Origin of the sequence: Nocardia sp. (assembly GCF_025465275.1) — a bacterium.
In the GTDB taxonomy this organism is placed as follows: domain Bacteria; phylum Actinomycetota; class Actinomycetes; order Mycobacteriales; family Mycobacteriaceae; genus Nocardia.
Map to the genome: position 1 here is coordinate 1 of NZ_JAODNK010000129.1, position 20,776 is coordinate 20,776.

The 20,776-nt window shown below is 66.5% G+C and carries 19 protein-coding genes; 15 read left to right on the forward strand and 4 right to left on the reverse strand.

The window, feature by feature from the left end; all coding sequences use genetic code 11:
* Positions 1 to 562 precede the first annotated feature (562 nt).
* Together mgtE and nrdF are read left to right on the forward strand one after the other, a co-directional pair.
* Entirely contained in the window at positions 563 to 2,008 is a 1,446-nt protein-coding gene (gene mgtE / locus JWN03_RS27940; RefSeq protein ID WP_297621307.1) for a magnesium transporter, read from the forward strand.
* Positions 2,009 to 2,243: 235 nt separating this feature from the next.
* Positions 2,244 to 3,206: a class 1b ribonucleoside-diphosphate reductase subunit beta gene (gene nrdF, locus JWN03_RS27945; RefSeq protein WP_297621309.1), complete on the forward strand. Its 963-nt coding sequence runs from the start codon at positions 2,244 to 2,246 to the stop codon at positions 3,204 to 3,206.
* A 211-nt stretch (positions 3,207 to 3,417) separates the two neighbouring features.
* Here nrdF and JWN03_RS27950 read toward each other — a convergent pair whose 3' ends face one another.
* Entirely contained in the window at positions 3,418 to 4,524 is a 1,107-nt protein-coding gene (locus tag JWN03_RS27950; RefSeq protein WP_297621311.1) for an ABC transporter substrate-binding protein, read from the reverse strand.
* 187 nt (positions 4,525 to 4,711) lie between these two features.
* Between JWN03_RS27950 and ctaD the strand changes: the two genes are divergently transcribed.
* The 8 genes from ctaD (at position 4,712) to JWN03_RS27990 (ending at position 12,356) form a co-directional block, all read left to right on the forward strand.
* Positions 4,712 to 6,448, forward strand: coding sequence for an aa3-type cytochrome oxidase subunit I (gene ctaD / locus JWN03_RS27955; protein WP_297621313.1), 1,737 nt, complete (start codon positions 4,712 to 4,714; stop codon positions 6,446 to 6,448).
* Positions 6,449 to 6,679: 231 nt separating this feature from the next.
* Positions 6,680 to 7,909 (forward strand): phosphoserine phosphatase SerB, encoded by a 1,230-nt coding sequence (gene serB / locus JWN03_RS27960; protein ID WP_297621315.1) that lies wholly within the window; start codon positions 6,680 to 6,682, stop codon positions 7,907 to 7,909.
* 145 nt (positions 7,910 to 8,054) lie between these two features.
* Positions 8,055 to 8,543, forward strand: a complete 489-nt coding sequence (locus JWN03_RS27965) for a protease inhibitor I42 family protein (protein ID WP_297621317.1) — start codon at positions 8,055 to 8,057, stop codon at positions 8,541 to 8,543.
* A 252-nt stretch (positions 8,544 to 8,795) separates the two neighbouring features.
* A complete protein-coding gene (locus JWN03_RS27970; protein ID WP_297621319.1) occupies positions 8,796 to 9,545 on the forward strand; it encodes an aminoacyl-tRNA hydrolase in 750 nt (249 codons plus the stop codon).
* 155 nt (positions 9,546 to 9,700) lie between these two features.
* Entirely contained in the window at positions 9,701 to 9,919 is a 219-nt protein-coding gene (locus JWN03_RS27975; protein WP_297621321.1) for a hypothetical protein, read from the forward strand.
* Between the two features lie 25 nt (positions 9,920 to 9,944).
* Positions 9,945 to 10,778, forward strand: a complete 834-nt coding sequence (locus JWN03_RS27980) for an ABC transporter ATP-binding protein (protein WP_297621323.1) — start codon at positions 9,945 to 9,947, stop codon at positions 10,776 to 10,778.
* A gap of 216 nt (positions 10,779 to 10,994) precedes the next feature.
* On the forward strand, positions 10,995 to 11,447 hold the full coding sequence (locus JWN03_RS27985; protein ID WP_297621325.1) for a MoaF-related domain-containing protein: 453 nt from the start codon (positions 10,995 to 10,997) through the stop codon (positions 11,445 to 11,447).
* A gap of 138 nt (positions 11,448 to 11,585) precedes the next feature.
* Entirely contained in the window at positions 11,586 to 12,356 is a 771-nt protein-coding gene (locus tag JWN03_RS27990) for an NUDIX hydrolase (protein WP_297621370.1), read from the forward strand.
* A 129-nt stretch (positions 12,357 to 12,485) separates the two neighbouring features.
* On the opposite strand, the gene JWN03_RS27995 is transcribed toward JWN03_RS27990, so the two are convergent.
* Positions 12,486 to 13,985: an amidase gene (locus JWN03_RS27995; RefSeq protein WP_297621327.1), complete on the reverse strand. Its 1,500-nt coding sequence runs from the start codon at positions 13,983 to 13,985 to the stop codon at positions 12,486 to 12,488.
* Between the two features lie 98 nt (positions 13,986 to 14,083).
* Between JWN03_RS27995 and JWN03_RS28000 the strand changes: the two genes are divergently transcribed.
* The 4 genes from JWN03_RS28000 to JWN03_RS28015 are packed head-to-tail and all read left to right on the forward strand — an operon-like array spanning position 14,084 to position 17,702.
* On the forward strand, positions 14,084 to 14,692 hold the full coding sequence (locus JWN03_RS28000; RefSeq protein ID WP_297621329.1) for a TetR/AcrR family transcriptional regulator: 609 nt from the start codon (positions 14,084 to 14,086) through the stop codon (positions 14,690 to 14,692).
* A gap of 51 nt (positions 14,693 to 14,743) precedes the next feature.
* Positions 14,744 to 15,511 carry an enoyl-CoA hydratase-related protein gene (locus tag JWN03_RS28005; RefSeq protein WP_297621331.1) on the forward strand — a complete coding sequence of 256 codons (768 nt, stop codon included), beginning with the start codon at positions 14,744 to 14,746 and terminating at the stop codon, positions 15,509 to 15,511.
* Between the two features lie 36 nt (positions 15,512 to 15,547).
* Positions 15,548 to 16,525 carry a class I SAM-dependent methyltransferase gene (locus JWN03_RS28010; RefSeq protein ID WP_297621333.1) on the forward strand — a complete coding sequence of 326 codons (978 nt, stop codon included), beginning with the start codon at positions 15,548 to 15,550 and terminating at the stop codon, positions 16,523 to 16,525.
* 13 nt (positions 16,526 to 16,538) lie between these two features.
* Positions 16,539 to 17,702, forward strand: coding sequence for a class I SAM-dependent methyltransferase (locus JWN03_RS28015; protein WP_297621334.1), 1,164 nt, complete (start codon positions 16,539 to 16,541; stop codon positions 17,700 to 17,702).
* Between the two features lie 7 nt (positions 17,703 to 17,709).
* Here the strand turns inward: JWN03_RS28015 and JWN03_RS28020 are convergent, their stop codons facing one another.
* Entirely contained in the window at positions 17,710 to 18,771 is a 1,062-nt protein-coding gene (locus JWN03_RS28020) for an SMP-30/gluconolactonase/LRE family protein (protein WP_297621336.1), read from the reverse strand.
* Positions 18,772 to 18,849: 78 nt separating this feature from the next.
* On the opposite strand from JWN03_RS28020, the gene JWN03_RS28025 reads away from it, so the two are divergent.
* Entirely contained in the window at positions 18,850 to 19,284 is a 435-nt protein-coding gene (locus JWN03_RS28025) for a MarR family winged helix-turn-helix transcriptional regulator (RefSeq protein WP_297621372.1), read from the forward strand.
* 62 nt (positions 19,285 to 19,346) lie between these two features.
* Here JWN03_RS28025 and JWN03_RS28030 read toward each other — a convergent pair whose 3' ends face one another.
* Positions 19,347 to 20,726 carry an outer membrane protein assembly factor BamB family protein gene (locus JWN03_RS28030; protein ID WP_366914480.1) on the reverse strand — a complete coding sequence of 460 codons (1,380 nt, stop codon included), beginning with the start codon at positions 20,724 to 20,726 and terminating at the stop codon, positions 19,347 to 19,349.
* Positions 20,727 to 20,776 lie beyond the last annotated feature (50 nt).

Here is a 20,776-nt window from a genome sequence, read left to right on the forward strand (position 1 = left end):
ATGGCGATCTTGAAATCGGCGTCGGCGATGTCGAACGCGAAGTCCACCGCGAACCCTGCCGATCGCAACCCGGCGGTTACCTCATGACTGAGTTGCTGATCGTCCTCCAACACCAAAACACGCACAGAGCCAGACAGTAAGGCATGTCGAACGGGTGCCCAACGCGCAGAACACACGTATTAGGGGGAAATTATCGGAAAATGATAGACCGGGCCGCCTGCGCGAATCAGCCGCATCCGAGCCTCTCACGGTACCCCCCTCCCGGGTCGAGGTCTGGTTGACGCACTGGCCGTCGCCGGAACCTGGTGGGCGGGCACCACCATCAGCGGTACCCTGCACAGGGGAGCTTCTCCTAACCCGCTGGCGGCGGGTTACTTTTTTTCGGTGCAGGACGGTTTCGAGGAGGTGGGTCGCATGCGTGGCGAGCCCCCTAGTCGAAGGCCGCGCGGCGCTGACTCCCGGATCTGCCGATAGTTCTGTGGTAGCGGGGTCGGTGCCTCGCGGTGTGACTCGGTATCCATCCGTTCACCCTCTTTACTTGCCTTTCGGCTGAGGTTCCGCCATGACGCAGACTGATCTGCCCGTCGTTTCGACGCTGCCCGCCCCGCTTTCCGTGCTGCCGGAAGTTGGTGACGCCATGCTCGATCCCCGCTCCACCGGCCGTGATTCACTGCGTTCCGAGGGCGATTCGCTGCGCGACATCGCCGATTGCCATCACGTCGCGGCTACCCTCGAGTGGCTGGACAACCATCCGCCCCACGTCATCGCGGACGAACTGGCCCGGATGGACGCCGTCTCGGCGGGCATGGCCTTCCGCCTGCTCGACAAGGACCGCGCCCTGGATGTGTTCGAGGAGCTGGAGCCGGTAGATCAGCAGCAGATCCTCACCGGAATGCGCGATCAGAGCTTCCGTGAACTGGTCGAGGAGATGGATCCCGATGACCGCGCCCGGATGCTGCGCGAGGCGCCGGCCAAGGTGGCGAAGAAGGTCCTCGCCGGACTGAGCCCGCGTGAGCGCCGTATGACGGCCGCGCTGCTCGGCTACCCGGAGGGCTCTGTCGGGCTCTTTATGACGCCGGAAGTCATTGCGCTGCCACGGAATCTGCCGGTGATTCAGGCGTTGCAGATGGTACGCACCGAAGGCGCGAACGCCGAGACCGTCTACACGCTGCCGGTAGTGGACGCCGGCCGCCGCCTCATCGGCGTGGTGGAGCTACGCGAGCTGGTGCTGAGCTCCCCGGACGCCATGATCTCCGATCTGGTCGTGTCCGAACCGGCTTTCGCCCGCGCCACCGATTCCGCGGAAGAGGCGGCTCGGCTCATGCAGGGTGCCAACCTGATCAACCTGCCGGTGGTCGACAGCGAGGACCGCCTGGTCGGCCTGCTCACCATCGACGATGCCATCGAGGTCATCGAGGCCGCCGACTCCGAGGATGTGGCCCGGCAGGCGGGTACCACGCCCTGGGCCGGTCACTACATGGCGGCCGGGGTGTTCCAGCTCGCCCGCTACCGCGCCCTGTGGCTGATGCTGCTGCTGGTGGCCGCGACGCTGACGGTCACGGTGACCGACTTCTTCGAGCCGACGCTCGAACAGGCAGCGCATCTGGCGCTGTTCATTCCATTGCTCATCGGCGCGGGCGGCAATGCCGGCGCGCAGGCCGCGACGACCTGTGTGCGTGCGCTGGCGGTCGGCGAGGTGCGGGTCTCGGATCTGGTCAAAGTGGTCTGGCGGGAATGCCGGGTCGGTCTGGTACTGGGCGCCATGCTGGCCTGTGTCGGCATGGTGATCGGGACCATCTTCGTGGGCACCAAAATCGCTGTGGTGGTGGCCATTACGCTGGTTATCATCTGCGCCTGGGCGGCCACCATCGGCGGCACCATGCCGCTGCTCGCCAAGAAGCTTCATATCGATCCCGCGGTGATCTCGGCCCCGATGGTCACCACGATGGTCGACGCGACCGGACTGGTCATCTACTTCATGACCGCGAAATTGGTGCTGGGCATCTGATCGGCAAACCGCGCGCAGGGCGGCCGGCACCGCCACTGCGACCTGCTGTGACCGATTGCACGACTGCGGATTTGCGGTCACCGGAGTGCCCGGCCACACGCTTTTCGGCATTCTCGCAGCACAGCGAGAAGACACAAGGTCTTGTGCTGGCCGATGATGTCCGCCACCAGTAGTAGTGTTCAGGTTAAGGAAGTCTGGAACGGGCCGGTGTGCTGGGAAGGGTGAGTGAACAGGCGTGAAACTGATCGATCGGGTATCGGCGATCAACTGGAACCGCGTGCTTGACGAGAAGGATGCGGAGGTCTGGGATCGACTCACGGGCAACTTCTGGTTGCCGGAAAAGGTGCCGGTTTCCAATGACATTCCGTCGTGGGCGACGCTGACCCCCAGCGAGAAGCAGCTGACCATGCGGGTCTTCACCGGCCTCACCCTGCTGGACACCATCCAGGGCACCGTCGGTGCGGTCAGTCTCATCCCGGATGCGCTGACCCCGCACGAAGAAGCGGTCTACACCAATATCGCCTTCATGGAGTCGGTGCACGCCAAGAGCTACAGCCAGATCTTCTCGACGCTGTGCTCCTCCAAGGAGATCGACGAAGCCTTCCGCTGGTCCGAGGAGAATCGGAACCTGCAGCGCAAGGCCGAAATCGTGCTCGGCTACTACAACGGCGAGGATCCGCTCAAGCGCAAGGTGGCCTCCACCCTGCTGGAGAGCTTCCTGTTCTACTCCGGCTTCTACCTGCCGATGCACTGGTCCTCGCGGGCCAAGCTCACCAATACCGCCGATATGATCCGCCTGATCATTCGCGATGAGGCCGTGCACGGCTACTACATCGGTTACAAGTACCAGAAGGGCCTCGAGCTCAGGTCCGAGGCCGAGCGCGACGAGCTCAAGTCCTACACCTTCGAGCTGCTGTTCGAGCTGTACGAGAACGAGGTCGAGTACACCCAGGATCTCTACGACGAGGTCGGCCTGACCGAGGACGTCAAGAAGTTCCTGCGCTACAACGCCAACAAGGCGCTGATGAACCTCGGCTACGAGGGCCTGTTCCCGAAGGACGAGTGCGACGTGAACCCGGCGATCCTGTCGGCGCTCTCGCCCAATGCCGACGAGAACCACGACTTCTTCTCCGGCTCGGGTTCCAGCTACGTCATCGGCAAGGCTGTGAACACCGAGGACGAAGACTGGGAATTCTGATCCGCCTCCCCGAACCTTCAGCGCCCGGCTGAGTGCCGTGGACCGTTGTGCATGCATGGTGGCGGTCAGGCGTGATACCGATTTCGGGGGTACCCGATGAGTTACCTCGAACTCACGAAATCAGTTGTCACGGCCCATATCTGAGACGGCTGCTCTTGGTTTGCGATTTCTCGCGAACCAAGAGCAGCCGTTCTTATGTCTGGAGCCGCCCTTAACCTGTGGCATATCCGTTGAGGGACTTGCGCATATCGTCGAGCAGCGCCCGCGCGGCGGTTATGCCGGAGCCGTGCCAGATGGTGTCCTCCACCACGAAGTCGCGATTGTCGCCGATGACGCTCAGCGACTTCCAATTGTCGCTGTGCATCACCGATTCGCCGTACTTCAGGCCGTCCGGACCGTCGAACATCACGTAGATGATGTCGCCCTCGACCTTATTGCGGTCGGCCTCGGCGCCCAGGCTGGCCACCTCGAACGAATCACCGCGCTGCGACTGCGGCCGCTGGACACCGGCATCGCCGAGCACCTGCCCGGCGAAGCTGTTACCACCTTGCACCTGCATGGATTTCGCGTCGAAGCGCACGATGGACGCCTGAGAAAGGTTGGCCGCCTGCGAGTTTCCGGCATCGCGGGCAGCGGTGCGGTAGTCGTCCAGCGCCTTGGCGGCCGCGGTCTTGCGATCCAGCGCCTCGCCGATCGCACTGAACTGCGCCTGCCAGCCATTGTCCGCGCCCACCAGCACGGTGGGGGCGATGGCCTTCATGGCGTCGTATTCGGGTCCGTCCGTGGCCGCGCCGATAATCAGATCCGGTTTCAGCGCAGCGACTTTCGCCGGATCGGGGCTGCCGACCGCACCCACGCCGGGAACTTCGGAGATGCCCGTGCCCAGGTAGGCGGGCTGCGGCGTCGGCCCGGAAATCGTTGCGGCGCCGACCACTCGCTCCCACAACCCCAGCGCGCAGACGCCGTCCAGCGCCGCCGTGGAGAGCACGACCACGCGTTTCGGATCGGCCGGCACCTCGGAGGTGCCCTCCGCATGCGTGATCGTCCGGGTTCCGGAGGTCGCGTCAGGTGAACTCGGCAGCGCGCACGCCGTCCGGGTATCGCGCTCCAGTCCCACCACGCCCGCACCAGCGATGCTCGTGGTGGTCTTCACGATCGCGCTCTCGGCGTCGTCGGACCCTTTACTGCAGCCTGCGAGCAACCCCGCCGGTAGCACCGCTGCCGCGGCCAGAACCGCGCCCCAGGTGCGCAAACGCTGCGCGGGGGTAAGGGTGGAGGCGAACGTGTTTCGGGTGGAAGCGGACTCGCGCACCGGCATGGCAGGCAGCGTACATCCGGCGACCGCGACACCCAATTACGACACAGAGTAGGAGCTGCCCGCGACCGGTGTGAGAGCACGGTTTACGATCCTTGGAGCGCTACGCCCCCCGTCGTTCGTCATGCGTCGAACCGGACGCCGGAGCACCGCGTACGAACGACCAGAAGGCACCTGTTCAGGAGGAAGAGTGACTGCCGTAGAGCCACAGCCAGTCCGTGAAGTGGAAGCGGCTCGGCCATACCCGCAACGTGTGGGTCCGAAGGGTTCGTTTATCTACAAGATGGTCACCACGACGGACCCGAAGGTTCTCGGCGTCATGTACCTCGTGACCGCCATGTCCTTCTTCCTCATCGGTGGCCTCATGGCGCTGCTGATGCGCGCCGAGCTCGCCCGACCGGGCATGCAGTTCCTGTCGCCGGAGCAGTTCAACCAGCTGTTCACCATGCACGGCACGATCATGCTGCTCTTCTACGCCACCGCGATCGTGTTCGGCTTCGCCAATATCGTGCTGCCGCTGCAGATCGGCGCACCGGACGTGGCGTTCCCGCGACTGAACGCCTTCAGCTACTGGCTGTACCTGTTCGGCGGCACCATGGCCACCGCGGGCTTCGTGACCCCCGGCGGCGCGGCCGACTTCGGCTGGACCGCCTACACCCCGCTGTCGGACATCGTGCACTCCCCGGGCGTCGGCGCCGACCTGTGGATTCTGGGTCTGGCCGTCTCCGGCCTGGGCACCATCCTCGGTGGCGTGAACATGCTGACCACCGTGGTCTGCCTGCGCTGCCCCGGTATGACCATGTTCCGCATGCCGATCTTCACCTGGAACATCGCCGTCACCAGTGTGCTTGTGCTGCTGGCCTTCCCGCTGCTCACCGCGGCGCTCTTCGGCCTGGCGTACGACCGTCACCTGGGTGGTCATATCTATGACCCGGCGAACGGCGGTGCGCTGCTCTATCAGCACTTGTTCTGGTACTTCGGTCACCCGGAGGTGTACATCATCGCCTTGCCGTTCTTCGGCATAGTCTCGGAGATCTTCCCGGTCTTCAGCCGCAAGCCGATCTTCGGTTACACCACGCTGGTCTACGCCACGCTCGGTATCGCCGCGCTGTCCATCGCCGTGTGGGCGCACCACATGTACGCCACCGGCGCCGTGCTGCTGCCGTACTTCTCGTTCATGACGTTCCTCATCGCGGTTCCGACCGGTGTGAAGTTCTTCAACTGGATCGGCACCATGTGGCGGGGTCAGCTGACCTTCGAAACGCCCATGCTGTGGTCCATCGGCTTCCTGGTGACCTTCCTCTTCGGTGGTCTGTCGGGCGTCATCCTGGCCGCCCCGCCGGTCGACTTCCATGTCTCCGACAGCTATTTCGTCGTGGCGCACTTCCACTACGTGCTGTTCGGCACCATCGTGTTCGCGACCTTCGCCGGTATCTACTTCTGGTTCCCGAAGATCACCGGCCGCATGATGGACGAGCGGCTGGGCAAGTGGCACTTCTGGGCCACCTTCGTCGGCTTCCACACCACCTTCCTCGTCCAGCACTGGCTGGGTAACGAAGGTATGCCGCGCCGCTACGCCGACTACCTGCCGACCGACGGCTTCACGACCCTGAACACCATCTCCACGATCGGTGCCTTCATCCTGGGTTCGTCGATGCTGCCGTTCATCTGGAACGTCTTCAAGTCCTACCGCTACGGCGAGGTCGTGACCGTGGACGATCCGTGGGGCTACGGCAACTCCCTGGAGTGGGCGACCTCCTGCCCGCCGCCGCGGCACAACTTCTACGAGCTGCCGCGCATCCGCTCCGAGCGTCCCGCGTTCGAACTGCACTACCCGCACATGGTCGAGCGCATGCGCGCCGAGGCCCATGTCGGCTGGGGCACCAAGTCCCACAATGTGACCGAGCTGGAGAAGGCTTCCCACTAGCCTCAGCTGAGCAATACGAACGGCGGCTGTCTCACGACAGCCGCCGTTCGCGTATTCGGAGATCGCCGGGTCGTTGGCCGCGCTGGAACGGGAGCTGCCGTATCTGGAGGGGCCGCCGCCGCACTGTGATGCCCGTGACGGCGGGCGGCGCGAACCGGGGCCGATTCGCCTGACAGAATGAGCACGCCCCCATGCGCGGGTGGTGGTGTTTGCGAGGAACGGAGTTCTGGATTGAGTACGTCCGACACGACGGTTCTGGTCACGGTCACTGGACCCGACAAACCGGGCGTGACGTCGGTACTTCTCGCGGCATTGTCCAATAACGCCGTCAGCCTGCTGGATGTCGAGCAGGTCGTCATCCGCGGCCGCCTCACCCTGGGCGTGCTGGTGTCATGTCCCACCGATCCCGAAGCGCTGCAGGATCAGCTCGAGGACGCCATGGCCAGCGTCGGTATGAATGTCGATGTGGAGATCGGTGCGAACTCCGTCGCGGGCGCACGTCTGTCCACGCATGCGATCGTGGTGCTGGGCAGCCCGGTCACCGCGCGCGCCTTCAGCGTCATGTCGCGCAAGCTCGCCGCGCAGCGCGTCAATATCGACTCCATTCGCGGTATCGCGGATTACCCGGTGACCGGTCTGGAACTCATGGTCACCGTGCCGGACTCGGAGGTGGATACCGAGACCTCGCTGCGCACCATGCTGGCGGTCGTGGCTGCCAAGGAGAGCGTGGATATCGCGGTCGAGCGTGCCGGCCTGGCGCGACGGTCCAAGCGGCTCATCGTGTTCGATGTGGACTCCACGCTGATTCAGGGCGAGGTCATCGAAATGCTGGCGGCGCACGCCGGTGTCGAGGACGAGGTGCGCGCCGTCACCGAGGCCGCCATGCGCGGTGAGATCGACTTCGCGGAATCGCTGCGCCAGCGTGTCGCCACCCTCGCGGGGCTGGATGCCTCCGTCATCGACGAGGTCGCCGAGCAGATCGAGCTGACCCCGGGCGCCCGCACCACCATTCGCACTTTGCGCCGCATCGGTTTCCGCTGCGGTGTGGTGTCCGGCGGTTTCCGCCAGGTCATCGAACCCCTCGCGCACGAACTGGAATTGGATTTTGTGCAGGCCAACACCCTCGAGGTGATCGACGGCAAGCTCACCGGTCGTGTTGTCGGTGAGATCGTGGACCGGGCCGCGAAAGCCGTTGCGCTGCGCCGCTTCGCCGCCGAGACCGGGGTCGCCATGGAGCAGACCGTCGCGGTCGGCGACGGCGCGAACGATATCGACATGCTCAATGCCGCGGGACTGGGCATCGCGTTCAATGCCAAGCCCGCGCTGCGCGAGGTCGCCGATACCGCACTCTCACACCCGTTCCTGGATGCCGTGCTCTTCATCCTCGGTGTCACCCGCGCCGAACTCGAGGCCGCCGACGCCCGCGACGGTGGCATCCGCCGGGTACCGCTGCCCCGCTAGTTCGGCGGCGTGAGGACAGGGTTCGCCGGGTGCTGCTGCCGCGCTGGTTCGGCGGCGTGAAGCCGGGTCCGCCGCGTGCTGTCGCCCGCCCGGCTCGGCGCGCGGGCCGGGCGCCTGCGCCGTCCGCGGCACTGCCGTCGGTAGCGTGGTCGGATACTTCGGCCACGACGATGGGAGGCTGTCCGTGCGGGTGCGCACACCACTGGCGGTTGTGATGCTGGGTCTGGCGCTGGCCGGCTGCGGCAGCAACAATCCGAACGAGGTCGCCGCGACCACCACCAGCTCCGCCGCCAACCCGGCGCCCGCCCCCGTCACCGTGGGCAAGGACGCCGACGGCAAGGACATCCCGCTGCAGGTCGGCCAGGGCCTCGAGGTGGAGCTGGCGGCCAACCCCACCACCGGATTCGCCTGGCAGCTGGCCGAATTGGACCAGAACACCGTCAAGGAGAACGGCGGCGCGGAATACCAGCAGGACCCGAGCCCCGACGGTATGGCCGGCGTGGGCGGCCAGTCCACCTGGAAATTCACCGCCACCGCCCCCGGCGCCACCCGCCTGCTTCTCGAATACCGCCGCTCCTGGGAGCAGGGCGTACCGCCGGCCGAAACCTTCGCCCTGAACCTCACAGTCACGTAGCAACGAGGCGCACTCGCGCCATGCCGGTGTCGGCTGAACCCGTCGTCCCGGCGTGCTTTTGGTCGGGATCCACCGAAACCCATGGCGCGCTGCCTGTGTGGATCCCGGCCAAAACCATGCCGGGATGGCGAGGGCTCATGCCGGGAGATGACTGCCGAGGGTGTTGACGATCGTGTTGGTTCGGTGCGGCGGGCGGCGTTCGGGGTGTGGTTACGCTGGTTTGGAGTTGTCGGGTGTGAGGAGTGGGTGCCGGTGTCAAGCGTTGAGTCCACGATCGATGCCGGGTTCGCGGCGCGGCATGCGGAGCTGGCGCGGGGATACGGGGGTGGGGGAGACCCGGAGGATCCGGCGCTCGTGCAGGCCATGCAGATGGTGCTGCACATTCCGAAAGCTGATCCGCCGCGGCGTAATGCGCTGCTGGCGGCGGCCGCGACCGCGGTGGTCGCGCTGTGCCTGGACCAGCGGGTCGGACCGGAGGGTGAGTGGGAGGAGCGGTATCTCACCTGGAAGCGGTCGCGGATTCGGAAGGTGGCGCGGCGGGCGCGCGGTGCGCAGTGGCTGGCCGCGCAGGAGGTCGACGGGGTGACTGTCGAATTCGCGGGTGCGCAGGCGCGGGCACTGGTACCGGGCCCGGTCGGCGATATCGATCCGCGCATAAAACGCCTGCAGATCAGCGGCACCGAATTAGCTTCCGAGGAACCGGAATTGATCACACCCGGATTTCCCACGCTATGGGTGGATTCGAAATTGGGTATGACTGTAGGTAAGGCCGCTGCGCAGGTCGGGCATGCCAGCATGCTGTTGGCCGGTGCGATGCCGGTGCAACAGGCGCACGCCTGGGCCGAGCGCGGTTTCCGATGCAATGTAGCCGACGCCGATCGTGATCTCTGGGCAGCGCTACAGCAGCGGGTGGCCGAGGGTACGGCGGTCGCGGTCCGCGATGCCGGGTTCACCGAGGTGGCCCCCGGTTCGATGACGGTGATTGCGGTCCCGGCGCGTTGAAGGCCCAATGGATGGTGCGGGGCTGCTGAACTAGGAGGGTGTCCACGCCGTGGACCGTTCGGTCGGTGCTGGCATATGTGTGCTGCGGGTATCGACTTAGCCGAGCGGCAGGAGAAGGATTCGGTGCACGAGTTTCCTCGGGAGGAAACACGGATATGACGACACTGCTGGTGATTCTCATCGTGTGGGTTGTGCTGTCGGTCCCGGCGGCACTGCTCTTGGCACGCATGTTTCGATCGGGTAGCGGCAAGCGCGGCCGCAAGGAACCCGAGCTAACCCCGGGCGCGACGGAATTCGACCGTCGCGCCGATGAATTCACGCTCGGGCCGCGCGCCGGAGAGGGTGACACGCATCGCGTTTTTCCACCACGTTGACGCGCGAGTGGGGCGGTGGTCCAAGATGGACCCCGTGCCGCAACCGGATCCCGATCTGCTCATCGACTTCAACGATGTGACCGTCCGACGCTCGGGCCATACGCTCGTCGGACCGGTCACCTGGCAGGTGGAACTCGACGAACGCTGGGTTGTGCTCGGCCCCAACGGCGCCGGCAAGACCTCACTGCTGCGCATGGCCGCCGCCGAGATGTATCCGACGTCGGGACAGGCCAATCTGCTCGGCGAGACGCTCGGCAAGGTCGATATCAACGAGCTCCGCCCGCGCATCGGAATTTCGTCCGCCGCGGTGGCGGGCAGGGTGCCGATCGATGAGAAGGTCGCCGATCTGGTGGTGTCGGCCGGCTATGCGGTCATGGGCCGCTGGCGCGAACAGTACGACGAGATCGATACCGACCGCGCCGTGGACATTCTGGAAAGCCTGGGCGCCGAACATCTTTCCGATCGCACCTACGGCACGCTGTCGGAGGGCGAGCGCAAGCGGGTGCTGATCGCGCGGGCACTCATGACCGATCCGGAACTGCTGCTGCTGGACGAGCCCGCGGCGGGCCTGGACCTGGGCGGCCGCGAGGAATTGGTCGAGCGCCTCGGCGATCTTGCCGCCGATGCGGACGCCCCCGCGACCGTGCTGGTCACCCATCACGTGGAGGAGATCCCGCCCGGTTTCACGCACGGCATGCTGCTCAATGAGGGCAGTGTGGTGGCGCAGGGCCTGCTCGAGGATGTCCTCACCGCCGAGAATCTGAGTGACGCGTTCCGCCAATCGATTGCGCTGGATCGGATCGACGGCCGCTATTTCGCGCGCCGCGCCCAGCGTTTCGGACGGCACCGCAACCGCTGATCACCTGTCGCAACTGCTGAATTTCCGTATCCGCACACGTTTTCCGCGTGCTGCCGTTGCATCGTTTGTATTCGACGGGCAAACTATCGGCAACGCTATCAGTATCGAACTGATCTGGCATGGAGGCGCAATAGCCGAATATTTGTCGAATTATGGCGAATATTCGGCATGGGGCGGTGGCGCGGGCGGTTCCACCGCGGACGGAGGGAGCAGGGGATGGGTCGCTTACCCGGTGTCGTGGCGCTCGTGGCCGTCGCACTGTCCGCAGCCGGTTGTGTCGCCGATCCGGCGCCGCCGCACAAGGTTTCGGCCTCCGAATCCGCCGTGGGCATGAGCGCTACCAGCCTGCCGGCGGATTTGCACGGCAAGAGTGTGCTGCTGAGCTATGACAGCGGTTCGGGTGGGACCGCGACCTTTGCCGACGACGGCCACACCATTACCTATATCGCCGCCGATACCGGCCGCAAGACCACCTCGCCTGTTGTTGTCGAGCCACTCGACACCGGCGTCTTCCTGGTTACCTGGACCGAGGAGGGGAGTGGCGCGGTGGTCAGCCAGGTGCAGGACTACCGCACCGGCAAGGTGCAGGGCACCTGGTCCCGTCATTCCGATACCGCGGCGGCTCCGGCCATCGAAACTCGCACCGGTTCGGTGCACCTGACGGACTGATACCGGACCGGGTTCTGTCGCCGTGCCCTAGCAACCGTTAGGGTGCGAAATGTGAGTGAGACAAGCGCAGGACGATGGAGCGTTGCCCAGCCCGATTCTCAGCCTGCCTTCGCGCCTGTGAAGGACGCCTCCACGGTAATGCTGGTGCGCGACGGAGCGCGCGGGCCCGAGGTGTTCCTGCAGCGCCGCGTGGTCGAAATGGCCTTCGCCGCCGGGATGACGGTATTCCCCGGCGGCGGCGTGGACCGCTCCGATGCCGCCGTCACCCTCGACTGGGCCGGACCCGAACCCGCCTGGTGGGCCGAGCGTTTCGGCACCGATGCCGCGCGCGCCCAGACCCTGGTCTGCGCCGCCGTGCGGGAAACCTTCGAGGAGTGCGGCGTCCTGCTCGCCGGTCCGACCGCCGGCACGGTCGTCTCCGACACCTCGATCTACGCCGAGGCGCGCGGGCAGCTGGAACGCCGCGAACTGTCCTTCGCCGAATTCCTCACCCGCGAAAACCTGGTCCTGCGTGCCGATCTGCTGCGCCCATGGGACAACTGGATCACCCCCGAAGTCGAGCCGCGCCGCTACGACACCCGCTTCTTCGTGGCGGTGCTCCCGGAAGGTCAGCTCGCCGACGGCGCCACCTCCGAGGCCGACGTGGTCACCTGGTCCACCCCCGCCGAAGCGATCGCCCGCTGGCAGGAGGGCCTGGACGTGCTGCTGCCCCCGACCTGGACCCAGCTCGACGCCCTCCGCGAATTCGCTTCGACCGCAGAGATTCTCGCGGCCACCCGCACCATCGACCCGATCATGCCCATCTACAACCCGGGCGGTCACCCGGCCCTGGCCTTCCCCCTCGCCGACCGCTACTTCGCCGACCTCCCCGCGAACACCCGCCTCCGCGGCTCCCAGCGCCCCGAGTAGCGACAGCCGTCAGGACCGCCGCCACGGGCCGGAGACCGGCACCGACATGAGTGCGGTGCCGCGTGATGTCGGTGTCCGAGGCGGCGTCGGCGCCCGATCGGCCCGTGAATTCGTGCCCGGCCCACCTTCCTAGCGCGACTTCTGCAGCAGGCTGTCTGCCGGGACACGGTCGAACCACGGACGGGCGCTCTCGATCTCGGCCGCCAGCTGCAGGAGCAGGTATTCACTGGACGGTGGGCCGACGAACTGGGTGCCCAGGGGCAGGCCCGCGTCGGTCCAGTAGCTGGGGACGCTCATCGCCGGACGCCCGGTGATATTGGCCAGCTGTGTGAACGGCACGGCCGACAGATTCGCGGTGATCAGGTCGACATAGAAGGCGGTGCGGGACAGCAGCTTTCCCGCACCGAGCCGCAGCAGCGGCGGCAGCAGTATGTCCGCGATAACGGGGGTGCGGTTCTGTCCGATGCGCAGCGCAGGTTCGGCCAGGGTCGGGGTCAGCAGCAGATCGTAGGTCGAGTGGAATTCGCCGAGGGATCGGGTGTAGGTGTTCCAGCGCGCATGCGCCGTCATCAGATCCGTGGCGGAGACCGCACGGCCGACCGCCGCGAGCACCTGGGTGTCGATATCGAAATCGGCGGGGGAGGCCCCCGTGATCCGGCAGGCGTGTGCGAGTTCGGCCGCCGCCGAGGCGGTCCAAACGGTCATGAAGTCCAGCGCCAACTGCTTGCCATCGATCACTGGTGCGGCGGGTTCGACTGTGTGACCCAGGCTTTCGAGCATGTGCGCCATGTCCTCGACCGCCCGCACCGCTTCGGCATCGACCGGTGTGCCCTGGGGAGATTCATGCGTGAAGCCGATGCGCAGTCGGCGCGGCGGCTCGGTGACGGCCTCGCGGAAGGGGCGATCGGGGCGCGCGACCACGAACGGACCGCCCGGGTCCGGCGGGCTCAGAATGTCGAGCATGACCGCGGTATCGCGCACACTGCGCGAGATGACGCCCTCCGAGACCGCGCCGAACAGTGGATCGCCGACCAGTGGCCCGCTCGTCACCAGCCCGCGGCCCGCCTTGAGACCGAACAGGCCGGTGCAGCCGGCCGGGATTCGAATGGATCCGCCGCCATCGCTGGCTCCGGCCACGGGGACGATGCCCGCGGCGACCGAGGCTGCCGAACCGCCCGAGGACCCGCCCGGGGTGCGGTTCGGATCCCACGGATTTCGAGTCGCCCCGAATGTCCCCGTCTCGGTGATGGCCTTGCTGCCGAATTCCGGTGTGGTCGTTTTGCCGAAGATCACCAGACCGGCCTCGAGCCAGCGCTCGACGGCGATGCTGTGCCGCTCGGCGCGCACCGCGCGCAGCGGTCCGGTTCCCCCGGAGGTCGGGTATCCGGCGTAGTCCTGGCCCAGATCTTTGATGAGGAACGGCACGCCCGCGAGCGGTCCCGCGCTGGGCCGCTCGGCGAGTTCCTTGCCGACCTCCGGCATCAGCAGGCTCACCGGATTGAGCACCGGAGCGACTTCGGCGCATCGATCGAGCGCGAGCTCCAGTAGCTCGGCCGCATGCACTTCGCCGCGAGCGACCAGCTCGGCCAATCCGACCGCGTCATGGGCGCGGTACTCGTCGAACCTCATCGTTGCCTCCTCACGCCGGGTCACCGATTCGACCCGCACCTCCGAAGAATAGCCGTACCGGTCGGTTACGTAACCGCTCGGAACGGTAAAATTTCGCCATGCGTGGACCCGATAAGCTGCCCGCGGTGACTGTGAAGAAGATCGACGGCCGAACGCTGCGATTTCAGCATCGCCGTCCGGAACTGCTGGCCGCCGCCACCGAATACGTTCTCGACAACGGCATCCACGATCTCTCCCTGCGCCCGGTCGCCCAGGCCCTCGGGGTCAGTCACGCCACCCTGATCCGGCACTTCGACACCAAGGACGCGCTGCTGGTCGAAATCCTCGACAGCATTCGGACCGATTTCGAGCAGCGACTGCTGTCGGAGGAGATTCGCCGTGTCGATTCCGCCGCCGACCTGCTGCGCGCCGCGTGGCGGCATCTGTGCCGGCCACGCGAACAGCGCCAGTTCCTGATCCTGTTCGAACTGGTGGCCACCGCCGCCCGCACCCCTGATCACCCGGCCTCCCGGCTGGTCACCGATTGGCTCACGGTCATCGAGCGCGAACTGGTGCGCTACCACTGGCCCGCCGAAACCACTTCCCGCACAGCTACTTTCATACTCGCGCAGATCCGGGGTCTGCAGCTCGACCTCATCACCACCGGCGATCACACCCGGGTGGACGAGGCATTCGAGACCACCGTCGAATTACTGACCGGCGGGTAGTACGGGAAGCGGGGGTGTAGCCCCCTGCTACACCCCGCTAGGGTGACGCCCGTGGCCGAATTCGTAACCGTGGACCGGGGTGTGGCGGAGGGCGTTGCGGTCCTCCGGATCGCTCGCCCGCCGATGAATCTGATCGATCTACAGGTGGCCCTGGAGGTTCAGTCCGCCGCCGAGGAGATCGCGGCGGACCCGTCCATTGCGGCGGTTGTCGTCTACGGCGATGAGCGCGTGTTCTCGGCCGGCGACGAAATGGCCGAACTGGCCCGGTTCACGCCGGAGCAGGCGCAGGCCGTTGTCGCGGATCTGCAGGCGGCGCTGAGCAGCCTGGCCAAGCTTCCGCAGCCGACCGTCGCGGCCATCAGCGGCTATGCGCTGGGCGCGGGACTGGAGCTGGCTCTAGGCGCCGACCGCCGCATTGTCGGCGACAATGTGAAACTGGGCCTGCCGCAGATCAAGGCCGGACTGATTCCGGTCGCCGGGATTCGCCGGCTGAGTCTGCTCGTCGGCCCCTCGCAGGCGAAGGATCTGGTCTACAGCGGCCGCTTCGTGGATGCGAAGGAAGCCGCGAAGATCGGCCTGGTCGACGAGGTGGTCGCCCCCGACGATGTGTTTCAGGCGGCGCTGCGCTGGGCCCGGCAGTTCACCGGCAGCCCGGCCCTCGCGCTCGCCGCTGCGAAGCGCGTCTTCGAGGCCGGAACGCACGGCCACGATCGTGCTCGTACCGAATGGGTTGCGCTGTTCGGCACCGAAGATCAGCAGGTTGGAACAAGTTCTTATTTGGCGGACGGCCCGGGCGCGGCCCGATTCGTGGGCCGATAAGCGGCCCCACCGGGGCGTTCATTAGGCTGCCCTGTTATGACCGTTCGTCCTGAAGACCCCGCGCCCAACCCGCACGCCACCGAGGCGCAGGTCCAGGCCGCGTATTCCGACAACAAGCTCGCGCAGGTCCTCTACCACGACTGGGAAGCGGAGACCTATGACGACAAATGGTCCATCTCCTATGACGAGCGTTGTATCGAGTACGCGCGCGGCCGCTTCGACGCGGTCGTGCCGGATGCGCAGCTGCCGTACGAGCGGGCTCTCGAACTCGGTTGCGGCACCGGCTTCTTCCTGCTGAACCTCATGCAGGGCGGGGTCGCCGAGCGGGGTTCGGTGACCGACCTGTCTCCGGGCATGGTCAAGGTCGCCACCCGCAATGGCCAGAACCTGGGCCTGGATGTGGACGGCCGTGTCGCGGACGCCGAGACCATCCCGTACGAGGACGACACCTTCGACCTTGTTGTCGGTCACGCGGTGCTGCACCACATTCCCGATGTGGAACTGGCGCTCAAGGAATGCCTGCGCGTGCTCAAGCCCGGCGGCCGTTTCGTCTTCGCGGGCGAGCCGACCACCATCGGCAATATCTACGCTCGCCGCCTGGGCCAGGCCACCTGGAAGGTGACCACCGAGATCACCAAGCTGCCGTTCCTGTCCGATTGGCGTCGCCCGCAGTCGGAGCTGGACGAGTCCTCCCGCGCCGCCGCACTCGAGGCCGTTGTCGATCTGCACACCTTCGACCCCTCCGAGCTGGAGTCGATGGCTCGCAGCGCGGGTGCGGTCGAGGTCAAGGCCGAGACCGAGGAATTCGCCGCCGCCCTCTGGGGCTGGCCGGTGCGTACCTTCGAGGCCGCCGTGCCGGAGGAGAAGCTGACCGTCCGCTACCGGATGGCGCAGTACAAGGCGTGGCTGGGCCTGAGCTGGCTGGACGAGAAGGTCATGCGCCACGTCGTGCCGCGCCAGTTCTTCTACAACGCCATGATCACCGGTGTGAAGCCCGGCAACTCGGCCAAGTAAGCACCCGAACCGAGTGGGCTACGCCTTCTCTCGTGACGATATCGCCTACCTGGGCAGCGCGGCCGCGACGGCTGCGCTGACCGAGGTCGGCGCCTTCGCGCTCACTCCCGCCTCGCTGCTGGCGGACCTGGACAAGGTCCGCCGCACGCACGGTGATCGGACCGCGGCCTTGGTCGAGACCGTCCGGCTGCGCCGCCGTGCCACCGCCAAATTGGCCGGGGCGGGGGAGTGGCTTTTCACCGATGACGCGCTCCAGCAGGCGACGCCCTCGGCCGTGGCCCGGCACCGTGCTGCTCGTCTGGCCGGTCGGACCGTCCACGACGTAACCTGTTCCATCGGTGCGGAACTCGCTGAATTGGCGCGGGTCTGCCCGGCGGTGATCGGCAGCGATCTCGATGCCGTCCGTCTCGACATCGCCGCACACAATCTTTCCGGATCGCGAAATGTGCTGCTGGCCAAGGCAGATGCCCTGCGGCCGTGCAGTACCGCCGAGGTGGTGATCGCCGATCCTGCCCGCCGGGCCGACGGCCGCCGGACCCACGATCCGGCGAAACTGCAACCGCCGCTGCCGGATTTGCTGTCCGCCTATGCGGGTCGTGATCTGGCCGTGAAGTGTGCGCCCGGACTGGATTTCGACAGGCTGGGCTGGGCGGGGGAGATCGAGGTGGCCTCGCTCGACGGTGCGGTGCGGGAGGCGTGCCTGTGGTCGCCGGGTCTGGCGGAGTCCGGTGTGACTCGCCGGGCCAGTGTGCTGTCCTCCACCCGTGGCCCCGAGGTTCTGACCGACGCCGATCCGGACGAGATTCCCGAGCAGGAGCCGGGGAAATTCATCGTGGATCCGGACGGGGCGATCGTCCGTGCCGGTCTGGTTCGTCACTACGCCGCGAAACACGGTCTGTGGCAACTGGATCCGCGCATCGCTTATTTGACCGGTGACTTCGTCCCCGAGGGCGTGCGTGGCTTCCGCATTCTCGACCGAATGGAGTTCCGGGAGAAGCCGTTACGCGCCGAGCTGCACCGCCGCGAGTGCGGTCCGCTCGAAATCCTCACCCGTGGCGTGGATCTCGACCCGGATGCGCTGCGTGCGCGGCTCAAGCCGCGCGGTAGGCAGCCGCACACGCTCGTTGTCACCCGCATCGGCAGTGCGGCCACGGTCTTCCTCTGCGCCACACCCTGATTCGCCGCTAGATGCCGTCGACGGCGGCCACGGTGAAGGGTCCGGGGGTGCCGGCGCCGTAGGGCCCGTTCTTGTCGAACTGGGAGATGGCCACCAGTGCACGGTCGCCGACGTGCACGATGGACGTGGGGATGTCCAGCGCCGGATCCGTGACACGCTGCTGGAGTTCGGCAGTCGCGCCGTCATCGGTGATGCGCCAGCGGCTGATGGCATCACTCTTGTTGTGCACCACCCAGAGTGTGTCGCCGCGCAATTCCAGCCCGTCGCCGTCCACCATGCTCCCGCCGTGCAGCGTCACCTTGCGGATCGACTGCTGTCCGTCCAGTGCGACCCGATACAGGTCGCCATTGGGCATATCGACGGCGAGTAGATAGCGGCCCGTCGAGTCGACGACGAGGCCATTGAGAGCGGTGGCATTCTGTGCGGCAGCATCTTTCGCGGGACCTAGATCGCTGAATGTGGACAGTTCGGCACGGCCCCCGTGTGCGACGGCGTCACCGAACTGCTGCGGGGTGATGCGATAGATCACCGGCCGCACGCTGTCGGTCAGGTACACGGTGCCATCCGCGGTGATGGCCAGATCGTTCACGAACGGCTGCGCCTCCCGCACATCGAAGCGGGCGATCAGCGCACGAGTCCCGGTGTCGTACACCGCGACTCCGTGCGTGTGGTCGATGACCCACAGTCGCCCGGCGGCATCGACCTTCACCCCGTTGGCGGTCTGCCGTCCGTCCGCACCGGCGGGCAGGAAGACCTCGGCCTGCTGCTTGCCGGGCGTGGCCCGGTAGACCGCACCGTCGAGGAAGGAACTGAGGTAGATCGCCCCGCTGCGCCCATCTGCCGCAATGCTTTCGGGGTACGCCTGCGCATCGGGCAGCTCGTAGGCGGTGCTGATGTGTACGGCCGGTGTGGTCGCGGCAGGAGCGGCAGCATCCGTGTCATTCGAGCAGGCCGCCAATGCGAGCAGCAGTGCCGCTGCGACGGGTGCGGCGAAGCGGAGTCGTGTCAGGCGGAACATGGGCGGGCCTTCCGATACGGATCGATAGAGGTAACACTTTAGTGCGAACACGAACATATATTAGAGTTCTAATGCTCGTCAACACACGAATGATCGGAAGAGTCGATTACCATGCACCCTGTGACGTCGATGCCTGCCTCCGAGCGCCTGGGTTCCTACATCAAGCGCGCCGAACAGTCACTCCAGGGCGCAAAGAACCCCGCCCTCAAACCAGCAGGCGTCACCGTCCCCCAATACGCCGCTCTCTTCGTCCTGAGCTCGAACCCCGGCATCTCCGCCGCCGCCCTGGCCCGCGAATGCGGCGTCACCCCACCCACCATGAACACCATCCTGGCCAACCTCCAAGACCGCGCCCTCATCACGCGTACTCCCCACGCCTGGCACAAGAACGTCTTGGAAACCCGCCTCACCGACGCCGGAGAGAAAACCCTCCGAGACGCCGACAAGCGAGCAGTCCGAGTCGAACGCGCCCTAGCCGACGAATTCACCACCGCCGAACGCAAGACCTTGGCGGACCTACTGGGGCGCGCTGCCACCCGACTGGACTCGATTCGCCCCGAATAGCGGGCCTCGCAACGCAGTTCGGCCCCCGGATTCCTCCGAGGGCCGAATCTCCTGCCGTGTGCCTACTTCTTGGTGGGCTTGAAGACGAACAGTTCGCCGATGCGGGTGGCGACGACGATCTGGCCGTCGGGGCCGATGGTGGTGCCGGCGGTGGTGCCCTGGGCGCCGGGGAGTTCGTGGGAGTCGACCGTCGCGCCGGAGTGGGTGTCGAAGGTGACCAGGTTGAGGTTGTCGCCGATGGGGGCGACGGTGTAGCCGGTATCGCCGGCGGTTTGGACGGGGTGGCCGCGCAGGGTGAGATCTTTGCGCTCCCAGGCGATTTCGGCGCCGTCGCCCTTGTCTCGGATGGCCATCAGATGGCCGTCGTCACCGGCGGGGATGAGCAGTCCGTCGGCGGCGGATATCGCGCCGCGGGCCGGGAAGCCAAGGTCCTGAACCCATTTGGTGCGGCCGTTCGAAGTGTCCACGGCCAACAGCCGATTGCTGTTGTCGCCCACATAGAGGGTGGAGCCGTCGGGGGAGAGCGTGGGGCTGGTGGCGCTGCCGCCGGTGAGCATTTCGGCGCTCCAGTCGCGCCGGATTTCCTTACCGCTGTAGGTCAGTGCGACAAGATCTGCGGTGCCCTCACCGGGCCGCCAGACGGTGGCGTAGAACCGCCCCGACTTCTCGTCCACCGCTGACACATTCGCGACCGGGCACTGTGGCCCGCCGGTGGCGCAGTCGTCGAGGCCGGAGAAGTCCGGCGGCCGGGGCAGATCCGGGTGGGCCAGGAAATCGGGTTCGCCGAGCAGCTGGAAGGTGGAGACCTGGCGATCGCCGGTCTGCCGGCTCAGCACATCGATCTGCCCCAACTGGGTCACCGACAGCACATTTCCGTCACCGGTGAACTGCACCGACACCGGCACACCGGCGGCCGCGGTACGCCAGCGCGGCTGTCCGAGATTATTGAACGCGTTCACACCGCCGTCGTCGCCGACATAGACATTGGTGGCGCCGTCCACGGCCGACCCGCCCTGGATGGCGCTGATCCCCATGGGATTACAGAACCGCTTGCGCCCGGTCGGCATGAGGAACGCGAAGATATCGCAGGAATCGGTACGCGTGGTCACGATCACCTGCCCCTCCGGGCCGATCATGGCCGGCTGTGCCAGCGGGCCGCCGACCGGCCGCGACCAGCTCAGCGTCAGCGCCCGGGATCCGGTGACCGGACTCGTCGCACTATTGCGGGCATCGTGGAAGGCGACCGGCCAGCCCTGGCCCGATCCGACCTTGATGTCGTCGACCGTGGTGCTGCCGCAGGCGCTCAGCGCGAGCACGCCGACGGCCGCCAGCGCGAAGACCCGCGAGAACGGCCGCACCCAGGACGGTGCACGACGATTCCGGGTATGACCGATGCGCGGTCCCCGCTGGTCACGTCCGGTCTGCCGCCTGCCGCTTCGCACCTGCTGGTGTCCCTTCTGCCAGTACGGAGTCTCTCGTATGCCGTGGTGGC